Annotated in this window: 19 protein-coding genes; 13 read left to right on the forward strand and 6 right to left on the reverse strand. The window is 59.2% G+C overall.

The features are described from left to right. Positions 1 to 303: 303 nt before the first annotated feature. From VC35_RS03695 to VC35_RS03710, 4 genes are all read left to right on the forward strand, one after another. The gene (locus tag VC35_RS03695; RefSeq protein ID WP_046037815.1) at positions 304 to 777 is read left to right on the forward strand and encodes a MarR family winged helix-turn-helix transcriptional regulator; all 474 of its coding nucleotides are present in this window, start codon (positions 304 to 306) and stop codon (positions 775 to 777) included. Beyond that, positions 774 to 2,243 (forward strand): efflux transporter outer membrane subunit, encoded by a 1,470-nt coding sequence (locus VC35_RS03700; protein WP_046037816.1) that lies wholly within the window; start codon positions 774 to 776, stop codon positions 2,241 to 2,243. The genes VC35_RS03695 and VC35_RS03700 overlap by 4 nt, the downstream gene beginning before the upstream one ends. Before the next feature lie 15 nt (positions 2,244 to 2,258). Continuing rightward, positions 2,259 to 3,461, forward strand: coding sequence for an HlyD/EmrA/EmrK family protein (locus tag VC35_RS03705; protein ID WP_046037817.1), 1,203 nt, complete (start codon positions 2,259 to 2,261; stop codon positions 3,459 to 3,461). 64 nt (positions 3,462 to 3,525) lie between these two features. Continuing rightward, positions 3,526 to 5,058 carry a DHA2 family efflux MFS transporter permease subunit gene (locus VC35_RS03710; protein WP_046037818.1) on the forward strand — a complete coding sequence of 511 codons (1,533 nt, stop codon included), beginning with the start codon at positions 3,526 to 3,528 and terminating at the stop codon, positions 5,056 to 5,058. Positions 5,059 to 5,181: 123 nt separating this feature from the next. On the opposite strand, the gene lpxH is transcribed toward VC35_RS03710, so the two are convergent. Beyond that, complete coding sequence (gene lpxH / locus VC35_RS03715; RefSeq protein ID WP_046037819.1) at positions 5,182 to 5,934, reverse strand: UDP-2,3-diacylglucosamine diphosphatase; 753 nt, start codon at positions 5,932 to 5,934, stop codon at positions 5,182 to 5,184. Next, positions 5,931 to 6,434 carry a peptidylprolyl isomerase gene (locus tag VC35_RS03720; protein ID WP_046037821.1) on the reverse strand — a complete coding sequence of 168 codons (504 nt, stop codon included), beginning with the start codon at positions 6,432 to 6,434 and terminating at the stop codon, positions 5,931 to 5,933. Before VC35_RS03720 ends, lpxH begins: the two co-directional genes overlap by 4 nt. A 266-nt stretch (positions 6,435 to 6,700) precedes the next feature. Here VC35_RS03720 and VC35_RS03725 point away from each other — a divergent pair, with 266 nt between their 5' ends. After that, the gene (locus VC35_RS03725; RefSeq protein ID WP_046037822.1) at positions 6,701 to 8,398 is read left to right on the forward strand and encodes a glutamine--tRNA ligase/YqeY domain fusion protein; all 1,698 of its coding nucleotides are present in this window, start codon (positions 6,701 to 6,703) and stop codon (positions 8,396 to 8,398) included. A gap of 20 nt (positions 8,399 to 8,418) precedes the next feature. Then, entirely contained in the window at positions 8,419 to 9,801 is a 1,383-nt protein-coding gene (cysS, locus tag VC35_RS03730; protein ID WP_046037823.1) for a cysteine--tRNA ligase, read from the forward strand. 219 nt (positions 9,802 to 10,020) lie between these two features. On the opposite strand, the gene VC35_RS03735 is transcribed toward cysS, so the two are convergent. Further along, positions 10,021 to 11,853: a sigma-54-dependent Fis family transcriptional regulator gene (locus tag VC35_RS03735; RefSeq protein ID WP_046037824.1), complete on the reverse strand. Its 1,833-nt coding sequence runs from the start codon at positions 11,851 to 11,853 to the stop codon at positions 10,021 to 10,023. A 287-nt stretch (positions 11,854 to 12,140) separates the two neighbouring features. On the opposite strand from VC35_RS03735, the gene VC35_RS03740 reads away from it, so the two are divergent. The 7 genes from VC35_RS03740 (at position 12,141) to ltrA (ending at position 19,991) form a co-directional block, all read left to right on the forward strand. Beyond that, complete coding sequence (locus tag VC35_RS03740) at positions 12,141 to 13,235, forward strand: ABC transporter ATP-binding protein (protein WP_046037826.1); 1,095 nt, start codon at positions 12,141 to 12,143, stop codon at positions 13,233 to 13,235. Then, complete coding sequence (locus VC35_RS03745) at positions 13,235 to 14,350, forward strand: ABC transporter ATP-binding protein (protein ID WP_046037827.1); 1,116 nt, start codon at positions 13,235 to 13,237, stop codon at positions 14,348 to 14,350. The genes VC35_RS03740 and VC35_RS03745 overlap by 1 nt, the downstream gene beginning before the upstream one ends. After that, positions 14,347 to 15,213 carry a carbohydrate ABC transporter permease gene (locus VC35_RS03750; RefSeq protein WP_008046507.1) on the forward strand — a complete coding sequence of 289 codons (867 nt, stop codon included), beginning with the start codon at positions 14,347 to 14,349 and terminating at the stop codon, positions 15,211 to 15,213. Before VC35_RS03745 ends, VC35_RS03750 begins: the two co-directional genes overlap by 4 nt. Positions 15,214 to 15,221: 8 nt before the next feature. After that, positions 15,222 to 16,022: a carbohydrate ABC transporter permease gene (locus VC35_RS03755; RefSeq protein WP_046037828.1), complete on the forward strand. Its 801-nt coding sequence runs from the start codon at positions 15,222 to 15,224 to the stop codon at positions 16,020 to 16,022. Positions 16,023 to 16,032: 10 nt separating this feature from the next. Continuing rightward, positions 16,033 to 16,305, forward strand: coding sequence for a DUF2160 domain-containing protein (locus tag VC35_RS03760; RefSeq protein WP_032829366.1), 273 nt, complete (start codon positions 16,033 to 16,035; stop codon positions 16,303 to 16,305). A gap of 47 nt (positions 16,306 to 16,352) precedes the next feature. Continuing rightward, the gene (locus tag VC35_RS03765) at positions 16,353 to 18,095 is read left to right on the forward strand and encodes an ABC transporter substrate-binding protein (RefSeq protein WP_046037829.1); all 1,743 of its coding nucleotides are present in this window, start codon (positions 16,353 to 16,355) and stop codon (positions 18,093 to 18,095) included. Between the two features lie 612 nt (positions 18,096 to 18,707). After that, complete coding sequence (gene ltrA / locus VC35_RS03770; RefSeq protein ID WP_223464547.1) at positions 18,708 to 19,991, forward strand: group II intron reverse transcriptase/maturase; 1,284 nt, start codon at positions 18,708 to 18,710, stop codon at positions 19,989 to 19,991. A 113-nt stretch (positions 19,992 to 20,104) separates the two neighbouring features. Here ltrA and VC35_RS28600 read toward each other — a convergent pair whose 3' ends face one another. The 3 genes from VC35_RS28600 to VC35_RS03775 all read right to left on the reverse strand — a co-directional run bounded on the left by VC35_RS28600 (position 20,105) and on the right by VC35_RS03775 (position 22,129). After that, positions 20,105 to 20,761, reverse strand: coding sequence for an iron-sulfur cluster-binding domain-containing protein (locus VC35_RS28600; RefSeq protein ID WP_080925248.1), 657 nt, complete (start codon positions 20,759 to 20,761; stop codon positions 20,105 to 20,107). After that, entirely contained in the window at positions 20,718 to 21,140 is a 423-nt protein-coding gene (locus tag VC35_RS28605; protein WP_080925249.1) for an FAD-binding oxidoreductase, read from the reverse strand. The genes VC35_RS28600 and VC35_RS28605 overlap by 44 nt, the downstream gene beginning before the upstream one ends. 77 nt (positions 21,141 to 21,217) lie before the next feature. Next, positions 21,218 to 22,129 (reverse strand): diiron oxygenase, encoded by a 912-nt coding sequence (locus VC35_RS03775; RefSeq protein ID WP_046037830.1) that lies wholly within the window; start codon positions 22,127 to 22,129, stop codon positions 21,218 to 21,220. Positions 22,130 to 22,136: the final 7 nt, after the last annotated feature.

Raw genomic sequence — 22,136 nt, forward strand, 5'->3', positions numbered from 1 at the left:
GAGCGAGGGCATGCCGAGCCTTGGCGAGGCACCGAACGTCAGGGGCAAGAGCCCTTGGTTACTTGGGGCTCTTCCAAGTAACCCGCCGTAAGGGCGGAACCATAGGCCGCCGTTACCGCAGCAATGGATATGTACACCATCAACAATAAGGTCAGAAAAGCGGTGACATCCGTCTATGACCACAAAACCCGACACCACTGGTCAACTATTTACCAAGCCTCCTAACTATTGCATTGACATTCGCTGCCTAGGCAGTAACATCTCGACATACATTCACTGCCTAGGCAGCTAATTGGTGGTCAGATGAAACATTTCTCTCCGGAAGATTTCCAGAATTGCCATCTCGGCCTGTTGCTCGGGCGCGCCGCGTTGCTCAAGGACCGGATTATCGACACCCACATGGAACCCCACGGCATCACCGCCGCGCAGTTCAAGGTGTTGATCATCATTGCCCAGTTCGGCGTCGATTCGCCGGGCGAGCTGTGCCGGCACCTGTCCCTGGACAGCGGCTCGATGACGCGCATGCTCGACCGTCTGGAACAGAAGGGTTTCCTTGCCCGCCAACGCTCCGAGGCGGATCGCCGTCAGGTGCAGTTGGTACTGACCGAAGAAGGTCAGAAGCTGGCCGACCGCCTGCCGCACATCGGCGCCGAAGCCATGAATGAACTGGCCGGTGCCATCACTCCAGAAGAACTGAAAACCCTGGAGCTGATCCTGAAGAAAATTTTGGTGGCAGCCGGTGACGCGATCACCCTGCTGCGGGTAGGTGACAAATGAGCAGTAACCCCTTGCGTACCGGCTTGAGCCTGGTGCTATTGGCCATGAGCGTCGCCGGTTGCGCCAGTTACAGCGGCCTGAAAACCGAAGGTGTCAGCCTCGACGCGAAGACCCTCAAGGCCGGGCAATCCCTCAGCGGTGTGACTTTGTCCCCCGCCGCCTGGCCGAAAAGCGACTGGTGGAAAAGCCTCGGCGATCCGCAACTCGACGGCCTGATCCGCGAGGCCCTGCGCGATAGCCCGGACATGCAGATCGCCGACGCCCGTGCCCATCAGGCCAGCGCTGCCGCTTCCGCCGCCGACGCCGAGCGGATGCCGACCCTGGATGCCAGCGCCGGTGTCAGCCGCTCGCGCCTGGCCCGGGACCAGGACCCGCGCGGGCAGGGCGACACGTACGCCACCGTGCGTAACATCAGCAGCAGTTTCAATTACAACTTCGATCTCTGGGGTGGTCAGCGCGATGCCTGGGAAGCGGCCCTCGGCCAGGCCCGCGCCGCCGAAGTCGACCAGCAGGCAGCGCAACTGACCCTGGCCGCCGATGTCGCCCGGGCCTATAGCGATCTCGGCCAGGCGCATATCGTCTACGACCTGTCCAACGAAGACCTCAAACGCACCCGGCAAATGCTCGACCTGAGTCAGCGACGCCTGACTGCCGGGATCGACAGCCAGTACCAGTTCCAGCAGACCGAAAGCCTGGAAGCCACTTCCCAGGCCAACCTGATCGACGCCGAAAAACGCTTGAACAGCGCGAAAATCGCCCTGGCCGTTCTGCTCGGCAAAGGACCGGACCGCGGCAATGAAATTACCCGTCCAAACATTCTTCAGCCGGGTGCGGTAGCGCTACCTTCGGTGCTGCCGGCCGAACTGCTCGGGCGTCGCCCGGACCTGGTGGCCGCGCGCTGGCGGGTCGAAGCGGCGAGCAAAAGCATCGACGCCGGCAAGACCCGGTTCTATCCCAACCTGAACCTCAGCGCCGCTGCCGGCGCCGAATCCTTGTTGGGCGATGCGATGTTTGGTTCGGCCAGCCGCTTCTTCAACATTGCACCGACGATCTCTGTGCCGATCTTCGACGGTGGCCGCTTGCGCGCCGACCTCGATTCCCGCGACGCCGATTACGACCTCGCCGTGGCGCAGTACAACAAAAGCCTGGTGAAGGCGCTGGGGGATGTCAGTGACAGCATCAACCAGTTGCGTGATATCGGCCGGCAGATCGCTGCCCAGCAGCACGCCACCGACATCGCCCAGGATTCCTACAACACCGTGGTCCAGCGTTACGGTTCCGGCATCGGCAACTACCTGGACGTGCTCAGCATCGAGCAGCAATTGCTCCAGGCCCAGCGTCAGCTGGCCAACCTGAATGCCGAGCAGATTGACCTGTCGATCCAACTGATGCAGGCGCTGGGCGGCGGTTACCAGCCTGAGGCCATCGCCTCGGCCAACGCCACGCCAGCCACGCTGACCCACTAATTCAAGGTACTTGTCATGGCCACTGCCGATACAACTCAACCTCCTGAAAACACCCAGGGCAACCCCAATTCGGGCAAGCGCAAGTTCATGCTGCTGGTCCTGGCTGCCGCCGTCGTGCTCGGTGGCGCGGGCGTCTGGGCCTATCACGAGTTCTATGGGCGCTGGAGCGAAAGCACCGACGATGCCTATGTGAACGGCAACGTGGTGGAAATCACCCCGCTGGTCACGGGCACCGTGGTCAGCATCGGCGCCGATGACGGCGATCTGGTCCATGAAGGCCAGGTGCTGGTGAACTTCGACCCGAACGACGCCGAAATCGGACTGCAAAACGCCCAGGCCAATCTGGCGCGGACCGTGCGTCAGGTGCGTGGCTTGTACAGCGATGTGGACGGCATGAAGGCCCAGGTCAACGCCCAGAAAGCCGAAGTGCAAAAGGCCCAGGACAACTTCAGCCGCCGCAAGAACCTCGCCGCCGGCGGGGCGATTTCCCAGGAAGAGCTGTCCCACGCCCGCGACGACCTGACCTCGGCGCAAAACGCCCTGGCCAACGCCGAACAAAAGCTCAAGACCACCAGTGCGCTGGTCGATGACACCGTGGTTTCATCGCACCCGGACGTGATGGCCGCCGCCGCGCAATTGCGTCAGGCGTACTTGAACAACTCGCGCAGCACGCTGATTGCGCCGGTGACCGGTTATGTGGCCAAGCGTTCTGTACAACTTGGTCAGCGCGTACAACCGGGTACCGCGTTGATGGCGGTGATTCCGCTGGATCAGCTGTGGATCGACGCCAATTTCAAGGAAACCCAGCTGCGTGACATGCGCATCGGCCAACCGGTGGAGATCGAGACTGACCTGTACGGCAGCAGCGTGAAATACAGCGGCACCATCGACAGCCTCGGTGCCGGGACCGGCAGCGCATTTGCCTTGCTGCCGGCGCAGAACGCCACCGGCAACTGGATCAAGATCGTGCAGCGCGTGCCGGTGCGAGTCCACGTCAACGCCGAAGAACTGGCCAAACATCCGCTGCGGGTCGGCCTGTCGACCATGGTCGATGTGGACCTGCACGACCAGAGCGGGCCGGTGCTGGCGCAACAGCCACCGCAGAAGGCTTCGTTCAGCACCAACGTATACGACCGTCAGTTGACCGAGGCCGACGCGATGATCACCCAGTTGATCCACGACAACAGCGCCGCGGTCAGCAAGACCGCGCAACGCTGATTCGCCAATCCGTCAGCTGCGCCGGCAACCGGCGCAGCGCCAGACCTGTTTCAAAGGATTCGCGATGAGCAATAACGCGTCTTTCACGCCACCCAGCCTGCTGCTCAGCACCATCGGCCTGTCGCTGGCGACCTTCATGCAAGTGCTCGACACCACCATTGCCAACGTGGCGTTGCCGACGATCTCCGGCAACCTCGGCGTGAGTTCGGAGCAGGGCACCTGGGTCATCACCTCGTTCGCCGTGAGCAACGCCATCGCCTTGCCGCTGACCGGCTGGCTCAGTCGGCGTTTCGGCGAGGTGAAGCTGTTTGTCTGGGCGACGCTGCTGTTCGTGCTGGCCTCGTTCCTGTGCGGTGTTTCCACCTCGATGCCTGAACTGGTGGGCTTCCGGGTGCTGCAAGGGGTAGTGGCCGGGCCGCTGTACCCGATGACCCAGACCCTGCTGATTGCGGTTTACCCCCCGGCGAAACGGGGGCTGGCGCTGGCGCTGTTGGCGATGGTCACGGTGGTCGCGCCGATTGCCGGGCCGATCCTCGGCGGCTGGATCACCGACAGCTACAGTTGGCCGTGGATTTTCTTCATCAATGTGCCGATCGGTCTGTTCGCGGCATGGGTGGTGACCCAGCAGATGAAAAAGCGCCCGGTGGTCACCAGCCGCCAGCCGATGGATTACGTCGGTCTGATCGCGCTGATCATTGGCGTCGGGGCTTTGCAGATCGTGCTCGACAAGGGCAACGATGCCGACTGGTTCGAATCCAGCTTCATCGTGATCGGCTCGGTGATTTCGGTGGTGGCCCTGGCGTTCTTCGTGATCTGGGAAATGACCGACGAACACCCGGTGGTCAACCTGCGCCTGTTCGCCCATCGCAACTTCCGCTACGGCACCATCGTGCTGATCCTGGGCTATGCCGGGTTCTTCGGGATCAACCTGATCCTGCCGCAGTGGCTGCAAACGCGGCTGGGCTACACCGCGACCTGGGCCGGTTTTGCCGTGGCCCCGCTGGGGATCCTGCCGGTGCTGTTGGCGCCGTTTGTCGGCAAATACGCGCCGAAATTCGACATGCGCCTGCTGGCGGGCGGGGCGTTCCTGGCCATCGGCCTGAGCTGTTTCATGCGCGCAGGCTTCACCAATGAAGTGGACTTCCAGCACATCGCCATGGTGCAACTGTTCATGGGGATCGGCGTGGCGCTGTTCTTCATGCCGACCTTGACCATTTTGCTGTCGGATCTGCCACCGAGCCAGATTGCCGACGGTTCGGGGCTGGCGACATTCTTGCGGACCCTGGGCGGCAGTTTCGCGGCGTCGTTGACCACCTGGATCTGGTTTCGTCGGGCGGACCAGCATCACGCCTACCTGACCGAAAGCATCACCCCCTTCGATCCGGCGACCCGCGAAGCACTGACCAACCTGGGCGGGGCAGGGGCCAAGGCCTATACGCAACTGGACCAGATGGTGATCAGCCAGGCGTACATAATGTCCACGGTGGACTACTTTACCTTGCTGGGGTGGATGTTCATCGGGCTGATATTGATCGTGTGGCTGGCCAAGCCGCCGTTTACGGCGAAGGCTGGGCCTGCGGCTTCCGCGGGACACTAAGCACCGCAGTACCCCTGTAGGAGCGAGCCTGCTCGCGATAGCGGTGGATCAGTCAACAGAAATGTTGAATTTGAATCCGCTATCGCGAGCAGGCTCGCTCCTACAGGGTTTTGTGTTCGGTAGTTAGTTCGCGGGTGCAGCGAGTTGCGGTGGCGGAGTGAAATCAAACGGCGCCAGCGCAAACCCTTGCTCATCCACCTGCAACGCCCACCCTTGACGGTCCCAATCCCCCAGCACAATGCGCCTGGCTGCTTGCTCGCCAAGCTGCAACTTGTGAATCGCGGGACGGTGGGTGTGCCCGTGGATCAAGGTCTTCACGCCGAATGCCTGCATGATCCGCGGAATCTCCTCAGGCGTAACATCGACAATGTCATTGGCCTTCATCCGCGTTTGCGCACGGCTTTCACTGCGCAGTTTGCGCGCCAGCTTGTGCCGGGTGCGCAGCGGCAGATGCCGCAGGATGAACAGGGTGATCGGGTTGCGCAGATAGCGACGCAGCTTCATATAGGCTTCGTCGCGGGTGCACAGGCTGTCGCCGTGCATCAGCAGCACCGGCTCGCCGTTGAGCTGCACGACACTCGGATCCTTCAGCAGGGTACAGCCGGCTTCTTTGCAGAACGCCTTGCCGAGCATGAAGTCGCGATTGCCGTGCATCAGAAAAATGGCCGTGCCGCTGTCGCTTAACTCGCGCAGGGCCTGGCAGATAGAGCGCTGGAAGGGTGTCATGGCGTCGTCGCCAATCCACACCTCGAAGAAGTCGCCCAGAATGTACAACGCACTCGCCGAGCGGGCGCGTCCGGCGAGCAAATCCAGAAACGCCCGGGTAATGTCCGGGCGCGCATCGATCAGATGTAAATCTGAAATCAGCAGTATCACTCAATGATCTCGGCTTTCTCGATGATCACGTCGTCTGCTGGTACGTCCTGGTGGCCGGACTTGGAGGTGGTGGCCACGCCTTTGATCTTGTCGACAACGTCGGTGCCTGCGGTCACTTTACCGAATACCGCGTAGCCCCAGCCCTGAACGTTCTTGCCGCTGTGGTTCAGGAAGCTGTTGTCGGCCACGTTGATGAAGAACTGTGCGGAAGCCGAATGCGGCTCCATGGTGCGGGCCATGGCGACGGTGTACTTGTCGTTGGAAAGACCGTTGTCAGCTTCGTTCTGGATGCTTGGGCGCTTGTCTTTCTTTTCTTTCATGCCTGGTTCGAAACCGCCGCCCTGGATCATGAAGTTACCGATGACACGGTGGAAAACGGTGTTTTCGTAGTGACCGGCTTTAACGTACTCGACGAAGTTGGCCACGGTGATCGGGGCTTTGTCGGCGTTCAGTTCGAGGACGATGTCGCCATGGTTGGTCGTCAGTTTGACTTGGGTCATGATCGGTACTCTTTTGAGATGAAGCATATCTAAGGAATTCGTGGTGTTGGAGCATCGCGTCCCGCCACCGGTTCAGCCTTTTTGGCCAAGGTGCGCAGTTTAGCGTGCCAGACGCGAATTTCGAGGCTGTTTTTTCATTTACGGCCTATTAAATGCGACGGTTTACAGAGTGCGCTCTGTCAGGTACTTGACGGCATCGGCTATGATAGCGGCTTTGTTTTGTCCGGCCTTCATTACGGCCACGCACTTGTACGTTCAAGGATCCTATGAGCAAGCCCACTGTCGACCCTACCTCGAATGCCAAGACCGGCCCTGCCGTGCCGGTCAACTTCCTGCGGCCGATCATCCAGGCAGACCTGGACTCGGGCAAGCACACGCAGATCGTCACCCGTTTCCCGCCTGAACCCAACGGCTACCTGCACATCGGCCACGCCAAAGCGATCTGCGTGAACTTCGGCCTGGCCCAGGAGTTCGGCGGCGTCACGCACCTGCGTTTCGACGACACCAACCCGGCCAAGGAAGACCAGGAATACATCGACGCGATCGAAAGCGACGTCAAATGGCTGGGCTTCGAATGGTCCGGTGAAGTGCGCTACGCCTCGCAGTATTTCGACCAGTTGCATGACTGGGCAGTGGAACTGATCAAATCCGGCAATGCCTACGTCGACGACCTGACCCCTGAGCAAGCCAAGGAATACCGTGGCAGCCTGACCGAGCCGGGCAAGAACAGCCCGTTCCGCGACCGCAGCGTCGAAGAGAACCTGGACCTGTTCGCCCGCATGAAAGCCGGCGAGTTCAAGGACGGCGCACGGGTGCTGCGGGCCAAGATCGACATGGCCTCGCCGAACATGAACCTGCGCGACCCGATCATGTATCGCATTCGTCACGCTCACCACCACCAGACCGGTGACAAGTGGTGCATCTACCCGAACTACGACTTCACCCACGGTCAGTCGGACGCCATCGAAGGCATCACCCATTCGATCTGCACCCTGGAGTTCGAAAGCCACCGTCCGCTGTACGAGTGGTTCCTCGAGCACTTGCCAGTGCCGGCCAACCCGCGCCAGTACGAGTTCAGCCGCCTGAACCTGAACTACACGATCACCAGCAAGCGCAAACTCAAGCAACTGGTCGATGAAAAGCACGTCAACGGCTGGGACGACCCGCGCATGTCCACGCTGTCGGGTTTCCGCCGCCGTGGCTACACGCCGAAATCGATCCGCAACTTCTGCGAAATGATCGGCACCAACCGTTCCGACGGCGTGGTCGACTTCGGCATGCTCGAATTCAGCATTCGTGACGACCTCGACCACAGCGCCCCGCGCGCCATGTGCGTGCTGCGTCCGCTGAAAGTCGTGATCACCAACTACCCGGAAGGCCAGGTCGAGAACCTCGAACTGCCGTGCCACCCGAAAGAAGACATGGGCATGCGCGCGTTGCCGTTCGCCCGGGAAATCTACATCGACCGTGATGACTTCATGGAAGAGCCGCCGAAGGGCTACAAGCGCCTGGAACCGGCCGGTGAAGTGCGTCTGCGTGGCAGCTACGTGATCCGCGCCGACGAAGCGATCAAGGACGCCGATGGCAACATCGTCGAACTGCGCTGCTCGTACGATCCGGACACCCTGGGCAAGAACCCTGAAGGCCGCAAGGTCAAAGGCGTGGTGCACTGGGTGCCGGCAGCCGCCAGCGTCGAGTGCGAAGTGCGTCTGTACGATCGTCTGTTCCGTTCGGCCAACCCTGAGAAGGCCGAAGACAGCGCCAGTTTCCTGGACAACATCAACCCTGATTCGCTGCAGGTACTCACCGGTTGTCGTGCCGAGCCTTCGCTGGGCAATGCACAGCCGGAAGACCGTTTCCAGTTCGAGCGCGAAGGTTACTTCGTCGCCGATCTCAAGGACTCGAAACCAGGTCAGCCGGTATTCAATCGTACCGTGACCCTGCGTGATTCGTGGGGCCAGTGATTTAGCGTCAAGGAATTAACGTGCTTACGATCTACAACACGCTCACCAAGAGCAAAGAAGTCTTCAAGCCGCTCGATGGCAACAAGGTGCGCATGTACGTGTGCGGCATGACCGTGTACGACTACTGCCACCTGGGCCACGGCCGCAGCATGGTCGCGTTCGACCTGGTGACGCGCTGGTTGCGCTTCAGCGGCTACGACCTGACCTACGTGCGCAACATCACCGACATCGACGACAAGATCATCAACCGTGCCCGCGAGAACGGCGAGTCGTTTGAAGCGTTGACCGAGCGCATGATCGCGGCGATGCACGAAGATGAAGCGCGCCTGAACATCAAGAAGCCGGACATGGAGCCGCGCGCCACGGATCACATCCCGGGCATGCACGCGATGATCCAGACCCTGATCGACAAGGGCTACGCCTACGCCCCGGGCAATGGCGACGTGTACTACCGCGTCGGCAAGTTCATGGGCTACGGCAAGCTGTCGCGCAAGAAGATCGAAGACCTGCGCATCGGCGCGCGGATCGAAGTCGACGAGTCCAAGCAGGACCCGCTGGACTTCGTACTGTGGAAAGCCGCCAAGCCGGGCGAGCCGAGCTGGGAGTCGCCGTGGGGCGCCGGGCGTCCGGGCTGGCACATCGAATGCTCGGTGATGTCCACCTGCTGCCTGGGCGAGACCTTCGACATTCATGGCGGCGGCAGCGACCTTGAGTTCCCGCACCACGAAAACGAAATCGCCCAGAGCGAAGCGGCCACCGGCAAGACCTACGCCAACGCGTGGATGCATTGCGGCATGATCCGTATCAATGGCGAGAAGATGTCCAAGTCCTTGAACAACTTCTTCACCATTCGCGACGTGCTCGACAAGTACCACCCGGAAGTCGTGCGTTACCTGCTGGTGTCGAGCCACTACCGCAGCGCCATCAACTACTCGGAAGACAACCTCAAGGACGCCAAAGGTGCCCTGGAGCGTTTCTACCATGCGTTGAAAGGCCTGCCGAACGTGGCGCCTGCGGGCGGCGAAGCCTTCGTCGAGCGTTTCACCCAGGTGATGAACGACGACTTCGGCACGCCGGAAGCCTGCGCGGTGCTGTTCGAGATGGTCCGCGAGATCAACCGCCTGCGCGAGAGCGATCTGAACGCAGCGGCCGGTCTGGCAGCCCGTTTGAAAGAACTGGCCAGCGTGCTGGGTGTGTTGCAACTGGAAGCCGATGACTTCCTGCAGGCCGGCGCCGAAGGGCGTGTGGATGCAGCCGAAGTCGAGGCGCTGATTGCAGCGCGTCTGGCGGCACGTGCCGGCAAGGACTGGGCCGAATCCGACCGCATCCGCGACCAGCTCACCGCCATGGGCGTGGTGCTGGAAGACGGCAAGGGCGGCACGACCTGGCGTCTGGCTGACTGATTGCTTGATCCGCTGTAAAACAAAACCCGCCAAGTGCGGGTTTTTGTTTATGGGATGGCTGTTGTTTTTGAGGTGCCTGAGCTGACGCCATCGCGAGCAGGCTCGCTCCTACATTGGATTTTCGCCAGGTTTGAGTTTTGTGAGCAACATAGATCCCCCTGTAGGAGCGAGCCTGCTCGCGATGGTCTCAAGCCGAATGCTATCGGTGCGATTCACTCGTCATTCAGTCTGACGCAATCGCTTGTAGAGGGTATTACGGCTTACCCCAAGCCTGCGCGCCAGATACGAAATATTCCCCCCTGCCGCCTGCAACTGCCGGTTCAAATCCTCGGCATCATTCAGATCCACGGCCAACGGTTCCGGCGTATCGACCGGCTCCATTTCCAGGTCGACAAAAAAATCATCCGGCAAATGTTCCGGCCTTATCGGCTGTTCCTCGGCCATCGCCAGTGCCACCTGCATCACACTGCTGACCTGGCGCAAATTCCCCGGCCACGGGTGGCGGTCGAACAGCTCCAACACCTCGCGGCTCAGCCCAGCCCATTGGCTTGGTTCGCGGTGTTGTTCCCACAGGCGTTTGAACAGCGCCTCTTTATCGCTGCGTTCTCTTAACGGCGGCAGTTCCAGGGTCAGGCCGCCGATGCGGTAGTACAGGTCCTCACGAAAGCGCCCAAGTTGTACCTGTTCGCGCAACGAGCGATTGGTCGCGGAAATGATGCGCAGGTCCACAGGGAACAATTCGCTGCTGCCCACCGGCTGCACGCAACGCTCCTGCAAAACCCGCAACAGGCGCGCCTGGGTCGGCAGCGGCATGTCACCGATTTCATCGAGGAACAGCGTGCCTTTGTCAGCCTTGCGGATCAGCCCGATGCTGCCTTTCTGGTTGGCGCCGGTGAACGCGCCTTTCTCATAACCGAACAACTCGGATTCCACCAGTTCGGCGGGAATCGCTGCACAGTTGACGGCGATGAACGCTTGTTTGCTGCGTGAGCTGGCTTGGTGCAGGGCCTTGACGAACACTTCCTTGCCGACCCCGGTTTCACCGTGAATCAGTAAGGGAATGTCTTTTTCCAGCAAGCGCTCGGCCTGACGCACGGCCTTTTCCACGCGACTGTCGCCGAAATGCAGGGAGTTGAGGCTGATGGCCGCGGGTGCAGCTACAACCGGCTCGGTGAACACTCGAGGTTGAATTGATGCCTGTTTCGGCCGCTTCAACAGACACTGGAAGCGGTTGCGTCCCGAGGTTTGCAGGGCGAAGGGCAGGCCGTCGGGCTGGTTGAGCAACTCCAGCAGCGAGACCTTGAACAGGCTTTCGACACTGACCCGCGACAGGCTGATGCCCAGCAGATTGTCGGCCCGGCGATTGGCCGACAACACCTGTCCGGTCTCATCGAATATCAGCAACCCCGCCCATTGGCTGTCGAGGTTGTTCAGCCCGGTGTTGAACGTCAGCTGGAAATGCTGGCCATGGAACAGGTTGAGGATCAGCCGGTTTTCCACGGTCTGGCTCATCATCTTGACCATGCCCAGGGTGTGGGAGGGCGGCAGGTAGCTGTCGCTGGACACGTCCAGCACCGCGATGACTTTGCGTTCGGCATCGAAAATCGGCGCTGCGGAACCGGTCATGAAGCGGTTGGCCTTGAGATAGTGTTCATCGTGCTCGATGTGCACCGCTTGTTCACAGGCCAGGGCGGTGCCAATGGCGTTGGTGCCGGTGCAGCGCTCCATCCAGCTGGCGCCAGCGCTGAAACCCCGGGCCAGTTTCGGTTCGATAAAGCGCTGGGTGCCCCACGACGTAAGCACCTGGCCCTGGTGGTCGGCGAGCATGATCAGGCAATTGGAGTTGCTCAGAATGTTCTCGTAATAGGGCAGCACTTCCTGATGGGTGGTTTGCACCAGTGAATGCTGGCTCTCCAGCAGTTGCGCGATGCCCGCGGCCGGCAGTTGGTCGAATGCCGGCGGGCTCTGGTGACTGAGGCCGAACGCGCGGCAACGGGACCAGGAGTCCTGGATGATGGCGTCGTGGGGCAACGGCGATGCGGGTGCGGCCATGGCAGTCGATCTCTGAACAAGCTTTTATTGTTGTTATGGGGTAGTGCCGATCCCGGCAGATCCTACGAGGGCCGTGAACAGTCCGTAGAGTGTTGTTCACTATTGTTCACTGTCAATGGGTGAACTGTTCAATTGTTCATTTCCGATTGTTCATTTGTGTTCAGCAACGAACGCGTTTTTGCCGTCTTGTTCGGGAATTTCTAGCTGAATCAACAGCTTGATATTTTTGGCACGGATGTCGCTTTAGAGCTCCGGTCGCTTGACTCCAATAATAAAAAGGCCGAGCCATGTCACTCACCTTGGAACACGTCAGCCGCACCGTCGAGGGCCAGACCTGGATCGACGATGCCAACCTGAGTTTTGAACCCGGTTCCTTCAACGTTTTGCTGGGGCGCACCTTGTCCGGCAAGACCAGCCTGATGCGCCTGATGGCCGGTCTGGACAAGCCCGACAGCGGCCGCGTCCTGATGAACGGCGTCGACGTCACCCAACGCCCCGTGCGCTTGCGCAATGTGTCGATGGTCTATCAGCAGTTCATCAACTATCCGACCATGACGGTGTTCGACAACATCGCCTCGCCGCTGCGCCAGGCCGGTGTATCCAGCGAAGTGATCCAGAGCAAGGTGCTGGAAACCGCGAAGATGCTGCGCATCGAGAAGTTTCTCAAGCGCTATCCGCTGGAGCTTTCCGGCGGTCAGCAACAACGCACGGCCATGGCCCGGGCGCTGGTCAAGGACGCCGAACTGATCCTGTTCGATGAGCCGCTGGTCAACCTCGACTACAAGTTGCGCGAAGAACTGCGCCAGGAAATGCGCGAGCTGTTCAAGGCGCGCCACACCATCGCGATCTATGCCACCACCGAGCCCAACGAGGCCCTGGCCCTGGGCGGCACCACCACCATTCTTCATGAAGGCCGGGTGATCCAGAGCGGCCAGTCCGCCTCGGTCTATCACCAGCCGCAAACGGTGCTGGCGGCGGAGCTGTTCTCCGAGCCGCCGATCAACCTGATGCCGGGACGCATTGCCGGCAACGAGGTGAGTTTCGCCAACTTCGTGCACTTCCCGCTGAACGTCGATCTGCGCCCGGTGGGCGAGGGCGAGTTCCGTTTCGGCGTGCGGCCCAGCCATATCTCGCTGGTGCCGAGCAACGACGATGACCTCGAATTGGCGGTGACTGTCGAAGTCGCGGAAATCAGCGGCTCGGAAACCTTCCTGCACGTGCGCAACGAGCACTTCCTGCTGGTGCTGCACTTGCCGGGTGTCCACGAATACGACGTCGATGCGCCGATCCGCATCTACATCCCGACCCATAAACTGTTTGTGTTCGATACGCAGGGGCGGCTGGTCCAGGCGCCTGGCCGGCGTGTCACGAGGGTTGCCTGATGGCCGAAATCCGTTTGCAGAACCTCGCTCACAGCTACACCAAGACCCCGGTGGGACCTGAGGACTACGCGATCCGCGAGATGGACCACATCTGGGAGCAGGGCGGCGCCTATGCCTTGCTCGGTCCTTCGGGCTGCGGCAAATCAACCTTGCTCAACATCATTTCCGGGCTGCTCAGCCCGTCCCAGGGCCATGTGCTGTTCGACGGCAAAGCGGTCAACAATCTGACCCCGGAAAAGCGCAACATCGCCCAGGTTTTCCAGTTTCCGGTGGTCTACGACACCATGACGGTGTTCGATAACCTGGCCTTCCCGCTGCGCAATCAGGGCATGGCCGAGGCCCGGGTCCATAGCAAGGTGCAGGAAATCGCCGAAGTCCTTGACCTGCAGAACCTGCTGAGCAAAAAGGCGCGCAACCTCACCGCCGACGAAAAACAGAAAGTCTCCATGGGCCGCGGGCTGGTGCGCGACGACGTGTCGGCGATCCTCTTCGACGAGCCGCTGACCGTGATCGACCCGCACCTGAAGTGGAAACTGCGGCGCAAGCTCAAGCAGATCCACGAGCAGTTCAACATCACCATGGTCTACGTCACCCACGATCAGCTGGAGGCCTCGACCTTCGCCGACAAGATTGCGGTGATGTACGGCGGGCAGATCGTGCAGTTCGGCACGCCAAGGGAATTGTTCGAGCGCCCGAGCCACACCTTTGTCGGCTACTTCATCGGCAGCCCCGGGATGAACCTGATCGAGGTGCAGCCGCAACCGGGCGGTGTCGGTTTCGCCTCGACTCATCTGCCGCTGTCGGAGGCGATGCAGCAGCGTATTGCTGAATCGGAGTGGAAAACCCTGAAGGTCGGCATTCGTCCGGAGTTCGTCCATGTGTGGGACGAAGCCTTTGATGAGGCGCTGCGGGCAAAGGTCGTACACGTCGAAGACCTGGGCACCTACAAGATCATGAGCCTCGACCTCGATGGCGCGCCGCTGAAAGTGCGCCTGGCCGAAGACAAACCGGTGCCACAAGGCACGGCCTACATCAGTTTTCCGGCGCAGTGGCTGATGGTCTACGCCGATGAATTCCTGCTCGAAGCCAATGCCAACCAGGAGGCGCAGCCATGAACAAGGTGCAGAACAACAAGGCCTGGTGGCTGGTGCTGCCGGTGTTCCTGCTGGTGGCGTTCAGTGCGGTGATCCCGATGATGACCGTGGTCAACTATTCGGTGCAGGACATCTTCGACCAGTCCAGCCGCTACTTCGTCGGCGCTGACTGGTACAAGCAGGTGCTGCTCGATCCACGCCTGCACGACTCGTTGCTGCGCCAGTTCATCTACTCGGCCTGCGTGCTGCTGATCGAAATCCCCCTGGGGATTGCGATTGCCCTGACCATGCCGACCAAGGGCCGCTGGTCGTCGGTGGTGCTGATCATCCTGGCGATTCCGTTGCTGATCCCGTGGAACGTGGTCGGCACCATCTGGCAGATCTTCGGCCGCGCCGACATCGGTCTACTGGGGGCGAGCCTCAAGGCCATGGGCATCAGCTACAACTATGCGGCGAACACCATGGACGCCTGGGTCACCGTGCTGGTGATGGATGTCTGGCACTGGACCTCGCTGGTGGCGCTGCTGTGCTTCTCCGGATTGCGGGCGATTCCGGATGTGTATTACCAGGCGGCGCGGATCGACCGTGCTTCGGCCTGGGCGGTGTTCCGGCATATCCAGTTGCCCAAGCTCAAGAGTGTGCTGCTGATCGCCGTGATGCTGCGCTTCATGGACAGCTTCATGATCTACACCGAGCCGTTCGTGCTCACGGGCGGCGGTCCGGGCAATTCCACGACTTTCTTGAGCCAGACCCTGACGCAAATGGCGATCGGGCAGTTCGACCTGGGGCCGGCGGCGGCATTTTCGCTGGTGTACTTCCTGATCATCCTGTTGGTGTCCTGGCTGTTCTACACCGCCATGACTCACTCCGACGCCAACCGCTGAGGCCCGCCATGAGCAAGAGAAAGCTTGTTCCACTGCTGCTCTACATCCTGTTCCTGCTGGTGCCGATCTACTGGCTGCTGAACATGTCGTTCAAGAGCAACAGCGAAATCCTCGGCGGCCTGACGTTGTTTCCCCAGGATTTCACCTTCCACAACTACAAGGTGATCTTCACCGACCCGAGCTGGTACACCGGTTACCTCAACTCGCTGTACTACGTGAGCCTGAACACGGTGATTTCCCTGAGCGTGGCGCTGCCGGCGGCCTATGCGTTTTCGCGTTATCGCTTCCTCGGCGACAAGCACCTGTTCTTCTGGCTGCTGACCAACCGCATGGCGCCACCGGCGGTGTTCCTGTTGCCGTTCTTCCAGTTGTATTCCTCGATCGGCTTGTTCGATACCCACATCGCCGTGGCCCTGGCCCACTGCCTGTTCAACGTGCCGCTGGCGGTGTGGATTCTCGAAGGCTTCATGTCCGGCGTGCCCAAGGAAATCGACGAAACCGCCTACATCGATGGCTACAGCTTTCCCAAGTTCTTCGTGAAGATTTTCATCCCGCTGATCGGCTCCGGCATCGGTGTCACGGCGTTCTTCTGCTTCATGTTTTCCTGGGTCGAACTGCTGCTGGCGCGAACCCTCACTTCGGTGAACGCCAAGCCGATCGCAGCGGTGATGACCCGCACTGTCTCGGCATCCGGTATCGACTGGGGCGTGCTGGCGGCGGCGGGGGTGTTGACCATCCTGCCGGGGATGCTGGTGATCTGGTTTGTTCGCAACCACGTGGCCAAGGGCTTTGCCCTGGGCCGGGTATGAGGAACTGATGATGGAATGGATGAGTTGGACCGTCCCCACGGCGGCATTTTTTGGTGTCATCGGCTTGATCCTGGTGGGCATGACCACCTGGGAATTGCGTTCGCCGAGCGTGCTTCGGCGAGGTTTTCTACCGATTGCCACCACCCGTGGCGATCGCTTGTTCATCGGTCTTCTCGGCAGCGCCTACCTGCATTTGCTGGTAATCGGCGTCACCGACTGGAGCATCTGGGTCGCCTTCGCGATGTCCCTGGTGTGGCTGTTGGCTGTGATGCGTTGGGGCTAGTCGAATCGCTCGGCAATGTTGCTCCGAAACTTAAACAGGAGGTCTCTATGTTCGACAAAAACAATAAGCTGCGACATAGCATTTCATTGGCAGCCATGCTGGCACTCAGCGGTTTGAGCGCGTCTGCCTGGGCCGATGCCTATGAAGACGCGGCGAAGAAATGGATCGGCAGTGAATTCAAGCCATCCACCCTGACGGCCGATCAGCAACTCGAAGAGCTGAAGTGGTTCATCAAGGCGGCTGAGCCGTTTCGCGGGATGAGCATCAAAGTGGTGTCGGAAACCATCGCCACCCACGAGTACGAATCCAAGGTACTGGCCAAGGCCTTCACCGATATCACCGGGATCAAGCTGACCCACGACCTGCTGCAGGAAGGCGACGTGGTGGAAAAGCTGCAGACCCAGATGCAATCGGACAAGAACATCTATGACGGCTGGGTCAACGACTCGGACCTGATCGGTACGCACTTCCGCTACGGCAAGACCGAATCGATCACCGACCTGATGGCCAACGAGGGCAAGAACTTCACTTCGCCAACCCTCGACATCAAGGACTTCATCGGCATCTCCTTCACCACCGCGCCGGACGGCAAGATCTATCAATTGCCCGACCAGCAGTTCGCCAACCTGTACTGGTTCCGCGCCGACTGGTTCGAGCGTGCGGACCTGAAGGCCAAGTTCAAGGAAAAGTACGGCTACGAGTTGGGCGTACCGGTGAACTGGTCGGCCTATGAAGACATCGCCAAATTCTTCAGCGAAGACGTCAAGGAAATCGACGGCAAGCGCGTCTACGGGCACATGGACTACGGCAAGAAAGACCCGTCCCTGGGCTGGCGCTTCACCGATGCCTGGTTCTCCATGGCCGGTGGTGGCGACAAGGGGCTGCCCAACGGTTTGCCGGTGGACGAGTGGGGCATCCGCGTCGAGGATTGCCATCCGGTGGGTTCCAGCGTGACCCGCGGCGGCGACACCAACGGCCCGGCGGCGGTGTTCGCCACCACCAAGTATGTGGACTGGATGAAGAAGTACGCGCCACCGGAAGCGGCGGGCATGACCTTCTCCGAATCCGGCCCCGTACCGTCCCAGGGCAACATCGCCCAGCAGATCTTCTGGTACACCGCGTTCACCGCCGACATGACCAAACCGGGGCTGGCGGTGATGAACGCCGACGGCACGCCGAAATGGCGCATGGCGCCGTCGCCGCGCGGACCGTACTGGGAAGAGGGCATGAAGCTGGGCTATCAGGACGTGGGTTCCTGGACCTTCATGAAATCCACGCCTGAGAAACAGAAACTCGCGGCCTGGCTGTATGCGCAGTTCGTGACTTCGAAAACCGTGTCGTTGAAGAAAACCATCGTCGGCCTGACCCCGATCCGCGAGTCTGACATCAACTCGCAGGCCATGACCGACCTGGCGCCGAAACTCGGTGGCCTGGTGGAGTTCTACCGCAGCCCGGCCCGCGTGCAATGGACCCCGACCGGGACCAACGTGCCGGATTATCCTCGCCTGGCGCAGTTGTGGTGGAGCCACATCGCCGAAGCCGCCAGCGGCGAGAAAACCCCGCAAGAGGCACTGGACGGCCTGGCCAAGGATCAGGACGCAATCATGAGCCGTCTGGAACGCTCGAAGGCGCAAGCCACCTGCGCGCCGAAAATGAACCCGGAACGCGACGCGCAATACTGGTTTGATCAGCCGGGCGCACCGAAGCCGAAACTGGCGAACGAGAAGCCTAAGGGCGAGACCGTGAGCTATAACGAACTGCTGAAGTCTTGGGAGGCGGCGCGTAAATAATCGTCTGTAATGTGAAACGCTAACGGCACCGAAAGGTGCCGTTTTTGTTGTGCGCCAGGCATGGCGCGTTGCGCGTAAGCGCAATCAGTTTGGCTGTGGTGGCCATGCTGGTGACTTGGAGGTGAAAGTCCTCTACACACCCGGCAAGGGGAAGTGTTAGCCAGAGGCAAGGGTGTCGCGGGTGACTGCGAATCTGAAGGAAGCCCGAGGCAAAATGCTGGCCTGACGAACAGGAAGCGGATCAGGCGGCGTAGCGGGGTCAGGTGGCAATGCTCACTAAAGCCCAATACTTGCACGGAATGCTACGACGTAAATCCGACAGGCATAAGCAGGAAGGTCGCGCGAATTACCCTGGGAGATCTGCATGTTTGCCAGTGTGCTACCGAGCGTCGAGAGGCGACGGGATGAACGTGCAGAAGTCAGCCGAAGCCGTAGTAAGTGACGAGTAACTCCGTCACCAAGGGCCGAACAGGTTATGCCGCCAGTAGGCGCCAGAGTCTCGTTGAATACCGAAATGCAGAAATTTCTCCACAAGAGAACTGTAACCCCAAGTCCTGGACAGAATCCTGGGCTTGCGGTTGTCAGTGCGCAGACATCGGCGGCGTCTGTGGCGTGGACGAACGCGGAGCCGGACATGCTGATGGAGCGGGTGCTTGCACCCGCCAACCTCAAGCGTGCGTATCAAAGCGTGGTCAGCAACAAGGGTGCGCCGGGTGCCGATGGCATGACGGTCGACGAATTGGCCGGCTACGTGAAACAGTATTGGCCGACCCTCAAGGCTCGGTTGCTGGCCGGCGAGTACCATCTCAAGGTGTACGCGCCATCGACATCCCCAAACCCAAAGGCGGAACCCGTCAGCTGGGTATCCCCAGCGTCGTGGATCGCCTGATCCAACAGGCTCTGCTGCAACAGCTCACGCCGATCTTCGACCCCTTGTTCTCGGACTACAGCTACGGCTTTCGTCCGGGCAGAAGCTCCCACCAAGCCATCGAAACAGCTCGCGCCCATGTGGCGGCGGGTTACCGCTGGTGCGTGGAGCTCGATCTGGAGAAGTTCTTTGATCGAGTCAACCACGACGTGTTGATGGCTCATATAGAGCGTCAGGTTGTGGATAAGCGAGCGCTCAGAGTGATCCGCCGGTACCTCGAAGCGGGTGTGATGTCGGGCGGGATCGCCAGCCGACGGCAGGAGGGGACGCCGCAAGGCGGCCCGCTCTCGCCGTTGCTGTCGAACATCCTGCTCAACGAACTCGACCGCGAACTGGAACGGCGGGGCCATCGCTTCGTGCGCTATGCCGACGATGCGAACATTTATGTGCGCAGTTATCGTGCAGGCGAACGGGTCATGGCCAGTGTTGAGCGCTTCCTGACTCAGCGTCTGAAACTGACACTGAATCGGGAAAAGAGCCGCGTGGCACGGCCTTGGGCCTGTGATTACTTGGGTTATGGGATGAGCTGGCATAAACAGCCGAAGCTGAGGGTAGCGAGCATAAGCCTGCACCGCCTGCGCGACCGACTCAGGGAACTCTTGCGTCGGATACGGGGCCGCTCAATGAGATATATCGTTGAGCAAATGACTCCCGTGCTGCGTGGTTGGGCTGGCTACTTCAAGCTGAGTCAGAGCAAGCGGCCACTTGAGGAGCTTGATGGCTGGGTGCGTCACAAACTTCGTTGCGTCATATGGCGTCAATGGAAGCGGCCCTCTACGAGGGCGCGCAACCTGATACGTTTGGGAATCGACGAGGCGCGGGCGTGGAAATCGGCGGTCAATGGCCGAGGCCCATGGTGGAACTCGGGAGCGTCACATATGAATCAGACGCTACCGAAGAAGCTATGGGATCGACTCGGGCTGGTCTCAATACTGGATACGATAAACCGGCTTAATCGTATAGCCTGAACCGCCGTATACGGAACCGTACGTACGGTGGTGTGAGAGGACGGCGGTTGTGAAACCGCCTCCTACTCGATTGTCAGTACTATCGTTGTTGCGCGGCCCTGCCAAGTAAGGGACTAGACCTCAATTGTGAGCCGATCACCCTCGGCGTAAGAGCAGCAGGCCAGAGCATAACCCGACTGCCGCTCCTCGGTGCTGAGCGAAAAATCAGGTGCTCTTTTACATGACCCGGAAACTACCTTGATTCTGCAACTGCCGCAGATACCCGATCGACACTGACTGCGGATGGGCACTTGGTTGGCTTCCAATGCATCAAGCAGCGTTGTTTCAGCATTGATTTCGAAGTGATAGTCCAATTGATTTGAGCGTGCGCATACAGTGGTCTGTGAGATGCGATCTGGTTCCGGTACTGGGCGTTCCGGACTGCTAAACGCCTCAATATAAAAAGGGATGTTGTAGTTGAACTCCGAGACGAGTGCCTGCTGGGTAATGACAAAGTTATGGCTGCCACAAATAACTGCTGCGTCTGCGGGGGGTAATTCCAGTAAGACCCGTTTACTCAGGCGTCCGCCAAAAAAGTGATGCGAGTGAGTGTTAACTGTCTCTTTGGTAATAAAGAAACGAACATCAAACCAGTTTGATCCAAGCTTTAGAGCAAGGAGTTCCGCAAGGAAAGGGATGCTGCCAATAGTGGGTGAACTAACCAGGAGCGTTACTTTTGGAGTTGGCTCACCGTTTTTTTTTGAGTTTGGCCAAACAACGAATAAGTGCAATCGGCAGAGTGATGCCGATACCTCCGGCCAACATCAATACATGGCGATAAGCCGAAATGCAATCTGATGTGATATTTCCGCCAACGTTAGACAAGCAAAGTAGTGATCCTGAATTTATGTTGGAATGCAGGTTGTCCGAAACGCCGTTGTTGCCGGTACTTTTTACCGCTATTTCAATGAGGTTGTTTTCCTTCAGCGCTGTGATCGAATAGTTGCGTTTCTGTGAGGTGCCACTTTGGTCGGGGTGATTGATCACAATAAAGCGCCCCGGTTTAAAATCATCGTTTGTGATGGCGCCGGGTACGCGTAGCAGGTAGGTCTTTGTGTTGGTTGCGATATCGGATATTTTCTCGCAACTCAAGAACGTAAACCGTTCCATGGTTTCCCCCTACATGATAAAGAGTTGATTGCGTTTTTTGATGGGTTCTGGGTTTTCAGACGAAGTTGGATGTCCCGTCAATTTATTTCGTTGAGACCTATTCTGCTCAACAGATTATCGACTGAGTCAGTATAAACTTTGACTTCGCCTAGCGAATCGGTGTCCTGGATGATGTCTGAATAGCGAGGCAGACGAGCATGTGAAAATGCCATTTCCCACGCGTTCATTTCATTGTTGGCAAACATTGATACGGTTTTTTTTATGACCGCTTTCAAATGCGCTTTTTCGCTGTTTGACAATGTTGTTATAAGATCTGCAGCTACATAGCTGAACACACTGGAATGGCTCCATTCATCCATCGCATGAGTTTTGGTGACCTGGTGGCAAATGCTTTGAACGGAGCCATCTTCCGCCAAAGTTTTTAGGTAGTCCGTTATGAGTGTTTCACTTGCGCAAGCGATCCCGAATCGAGTAAGCCTGCGCTCCCATTCCGCAGAGCAGGATGAAAGAACCCAGTTCTTCCACTTGATCAGATTGAAGTCGGTGAAATTCAGGTAAGCGAGGTCTCGATGGTGATAAATGTAGTTGCACGCGGTAACTGACATTTTGGTGTGCAGCGCCTCATCAAGCAGTGCTTCAGAAATGGACTCCTGAAGTAATGCGCGATTCCTGGTAGCACTTGGCGGAGTTTTTATTATGTCCTCGCACGCAGGCGTAACGATGTCGCACTCGATGTAAATTGTTTTGAGATTGTAGATTATCCATGCATAAGACAGGCATGTGGATTTAATTTCGTGGGAGGCTTCGATCCATGCTGGATGATTTCTGAACGGAAGCAGGCTCTCGCAGAAGTCATTTTTACCGGGGTCGAACGCCAGTTCCGAGAAAGGAGGTTGTTTGTTGTTTACCGCGGCCCGCGTGCTCCATAGCACGGAAAGTTTTTCGAGCATCTGCGCAACCGAGTAAGTATGAGTTACTTGTGTGTTCACGGTAGGT

The sequence above is a fragment of the Pseudomonas fluorescens genome (assembly GCF_000967965.1).
GTDB classification, from domain to species: Bacteria; Pseudomonadota; Gammaproteobacteria; order Pseudomonadales; family Pseudomonadaceae; genus Aquipseudomonas; species Aquipseudomonas grandcourensis.

What these genes read in the sequence shown, in the direction of transcription:
- VC35_RS03695 (WP_046037815.1), top strand. Translation starts at nt 304, where the DNA reads ATGAAACATTTCTCTCCGGAAGATTTCCAGAATTGCCATCTCGGCCTG.
- VC35_RS03700 (WP_046037816.1), top strand. Translation starts at nt 774, where the DNA reads ATGAGCAGTAACCCCTTGCGTACCGGCTTGAGCCTGGTGCTATTGGCC.
- VC35_RS03705 (WP_046037817.1), top strand. Translation starts at nt 2,259, where the DNA reads ATGGCCACTGCCGATACAACTCAACCTCCTGAAAACACCCAGGGCAAC.
- VC35_RS03710 (WP_046037818.1), top strand. Translation starts at nt 3,526, where the DNA reads ATGAGCAATAACGCGTCTTTCACGCCACCCAGCCTGCTGCTCAGCACC.
- VC35_RS03720 (WP_046037821.1), bottom strand. Translation starts at nt 6,434, where the DNA reads ATGACCCAAGTCAAACTGACGACCAACCATGGCGACATCGTCCTCGAA.
- VC35_RS03725 (WP_046037822.1), top strand. Translation starts at nt 6,701, where the DNA reads ATGAGCAAGCCCACTGTCGACCCTACCTCGAATGCCAAGACCGGCCCT.
- VC35_RS03735 (WP_046037824.1), bottom strand. Translation starts at nt 11,853, where the DNA reads ATGGCCGCACCCGCATCGCCGTTGCCCCACGACGCCATCATCCAGGAC.
- VC35_RS03740 (WP_046037826.1), top strand. Translation starts at nt 12,141, where the DNA reads ATGTCACTCACCTTGGAACACGTCAGCCGCACCGTCGAGGGCCAGACC.
- VC35_RS03745 (WP_046037827.1), top strand. Translation starts at nt 13,235, where the DNA reads ATGGCCGAAATCCGTTTGCAGAACCTCGCTCACAGCTACACCAAGACC.
- VC35_RS03750 (WP_008046507.1), top strand. Translation starts at nt 14,347, where the DNA reads ATGAACAAGGTGCAGAACAACAAGGCCTGGTGGCTGGTGCTGCCGGTG.
- VC35_RS03755 (WP_046037828.1), top strand. Translation starts at nt 15,222, where the DNA reads ATGAGCAAGAGAAAGCTTGTTCCACTGCTGCTCTACATCCTGTTCCTG.
- VC35_RS03760 (WP_032829366.1), top strand. Translation starts at nt 16,033, where the DNA reads ATGGAATGGATGAGTTGGACCGTCCCCACGGCGGCATTTTTTGGTGTC.
- VC35_RS03765 (WP_046037829.1), top strand. Translation starts at nt 16,353, where the DNA reads ATGTTCGACAAAAACAATAAGCTGCGACATAGCATTTCATTGGCAGCC.
- VC35_RS28605 (WP_080925249.1), bottom strand. Translation starts at nt 21,140, where the DNA reads ATGGAACGGTTTACGTTCTTGAGTTGCGAGAAAATATCCGATATCGCA.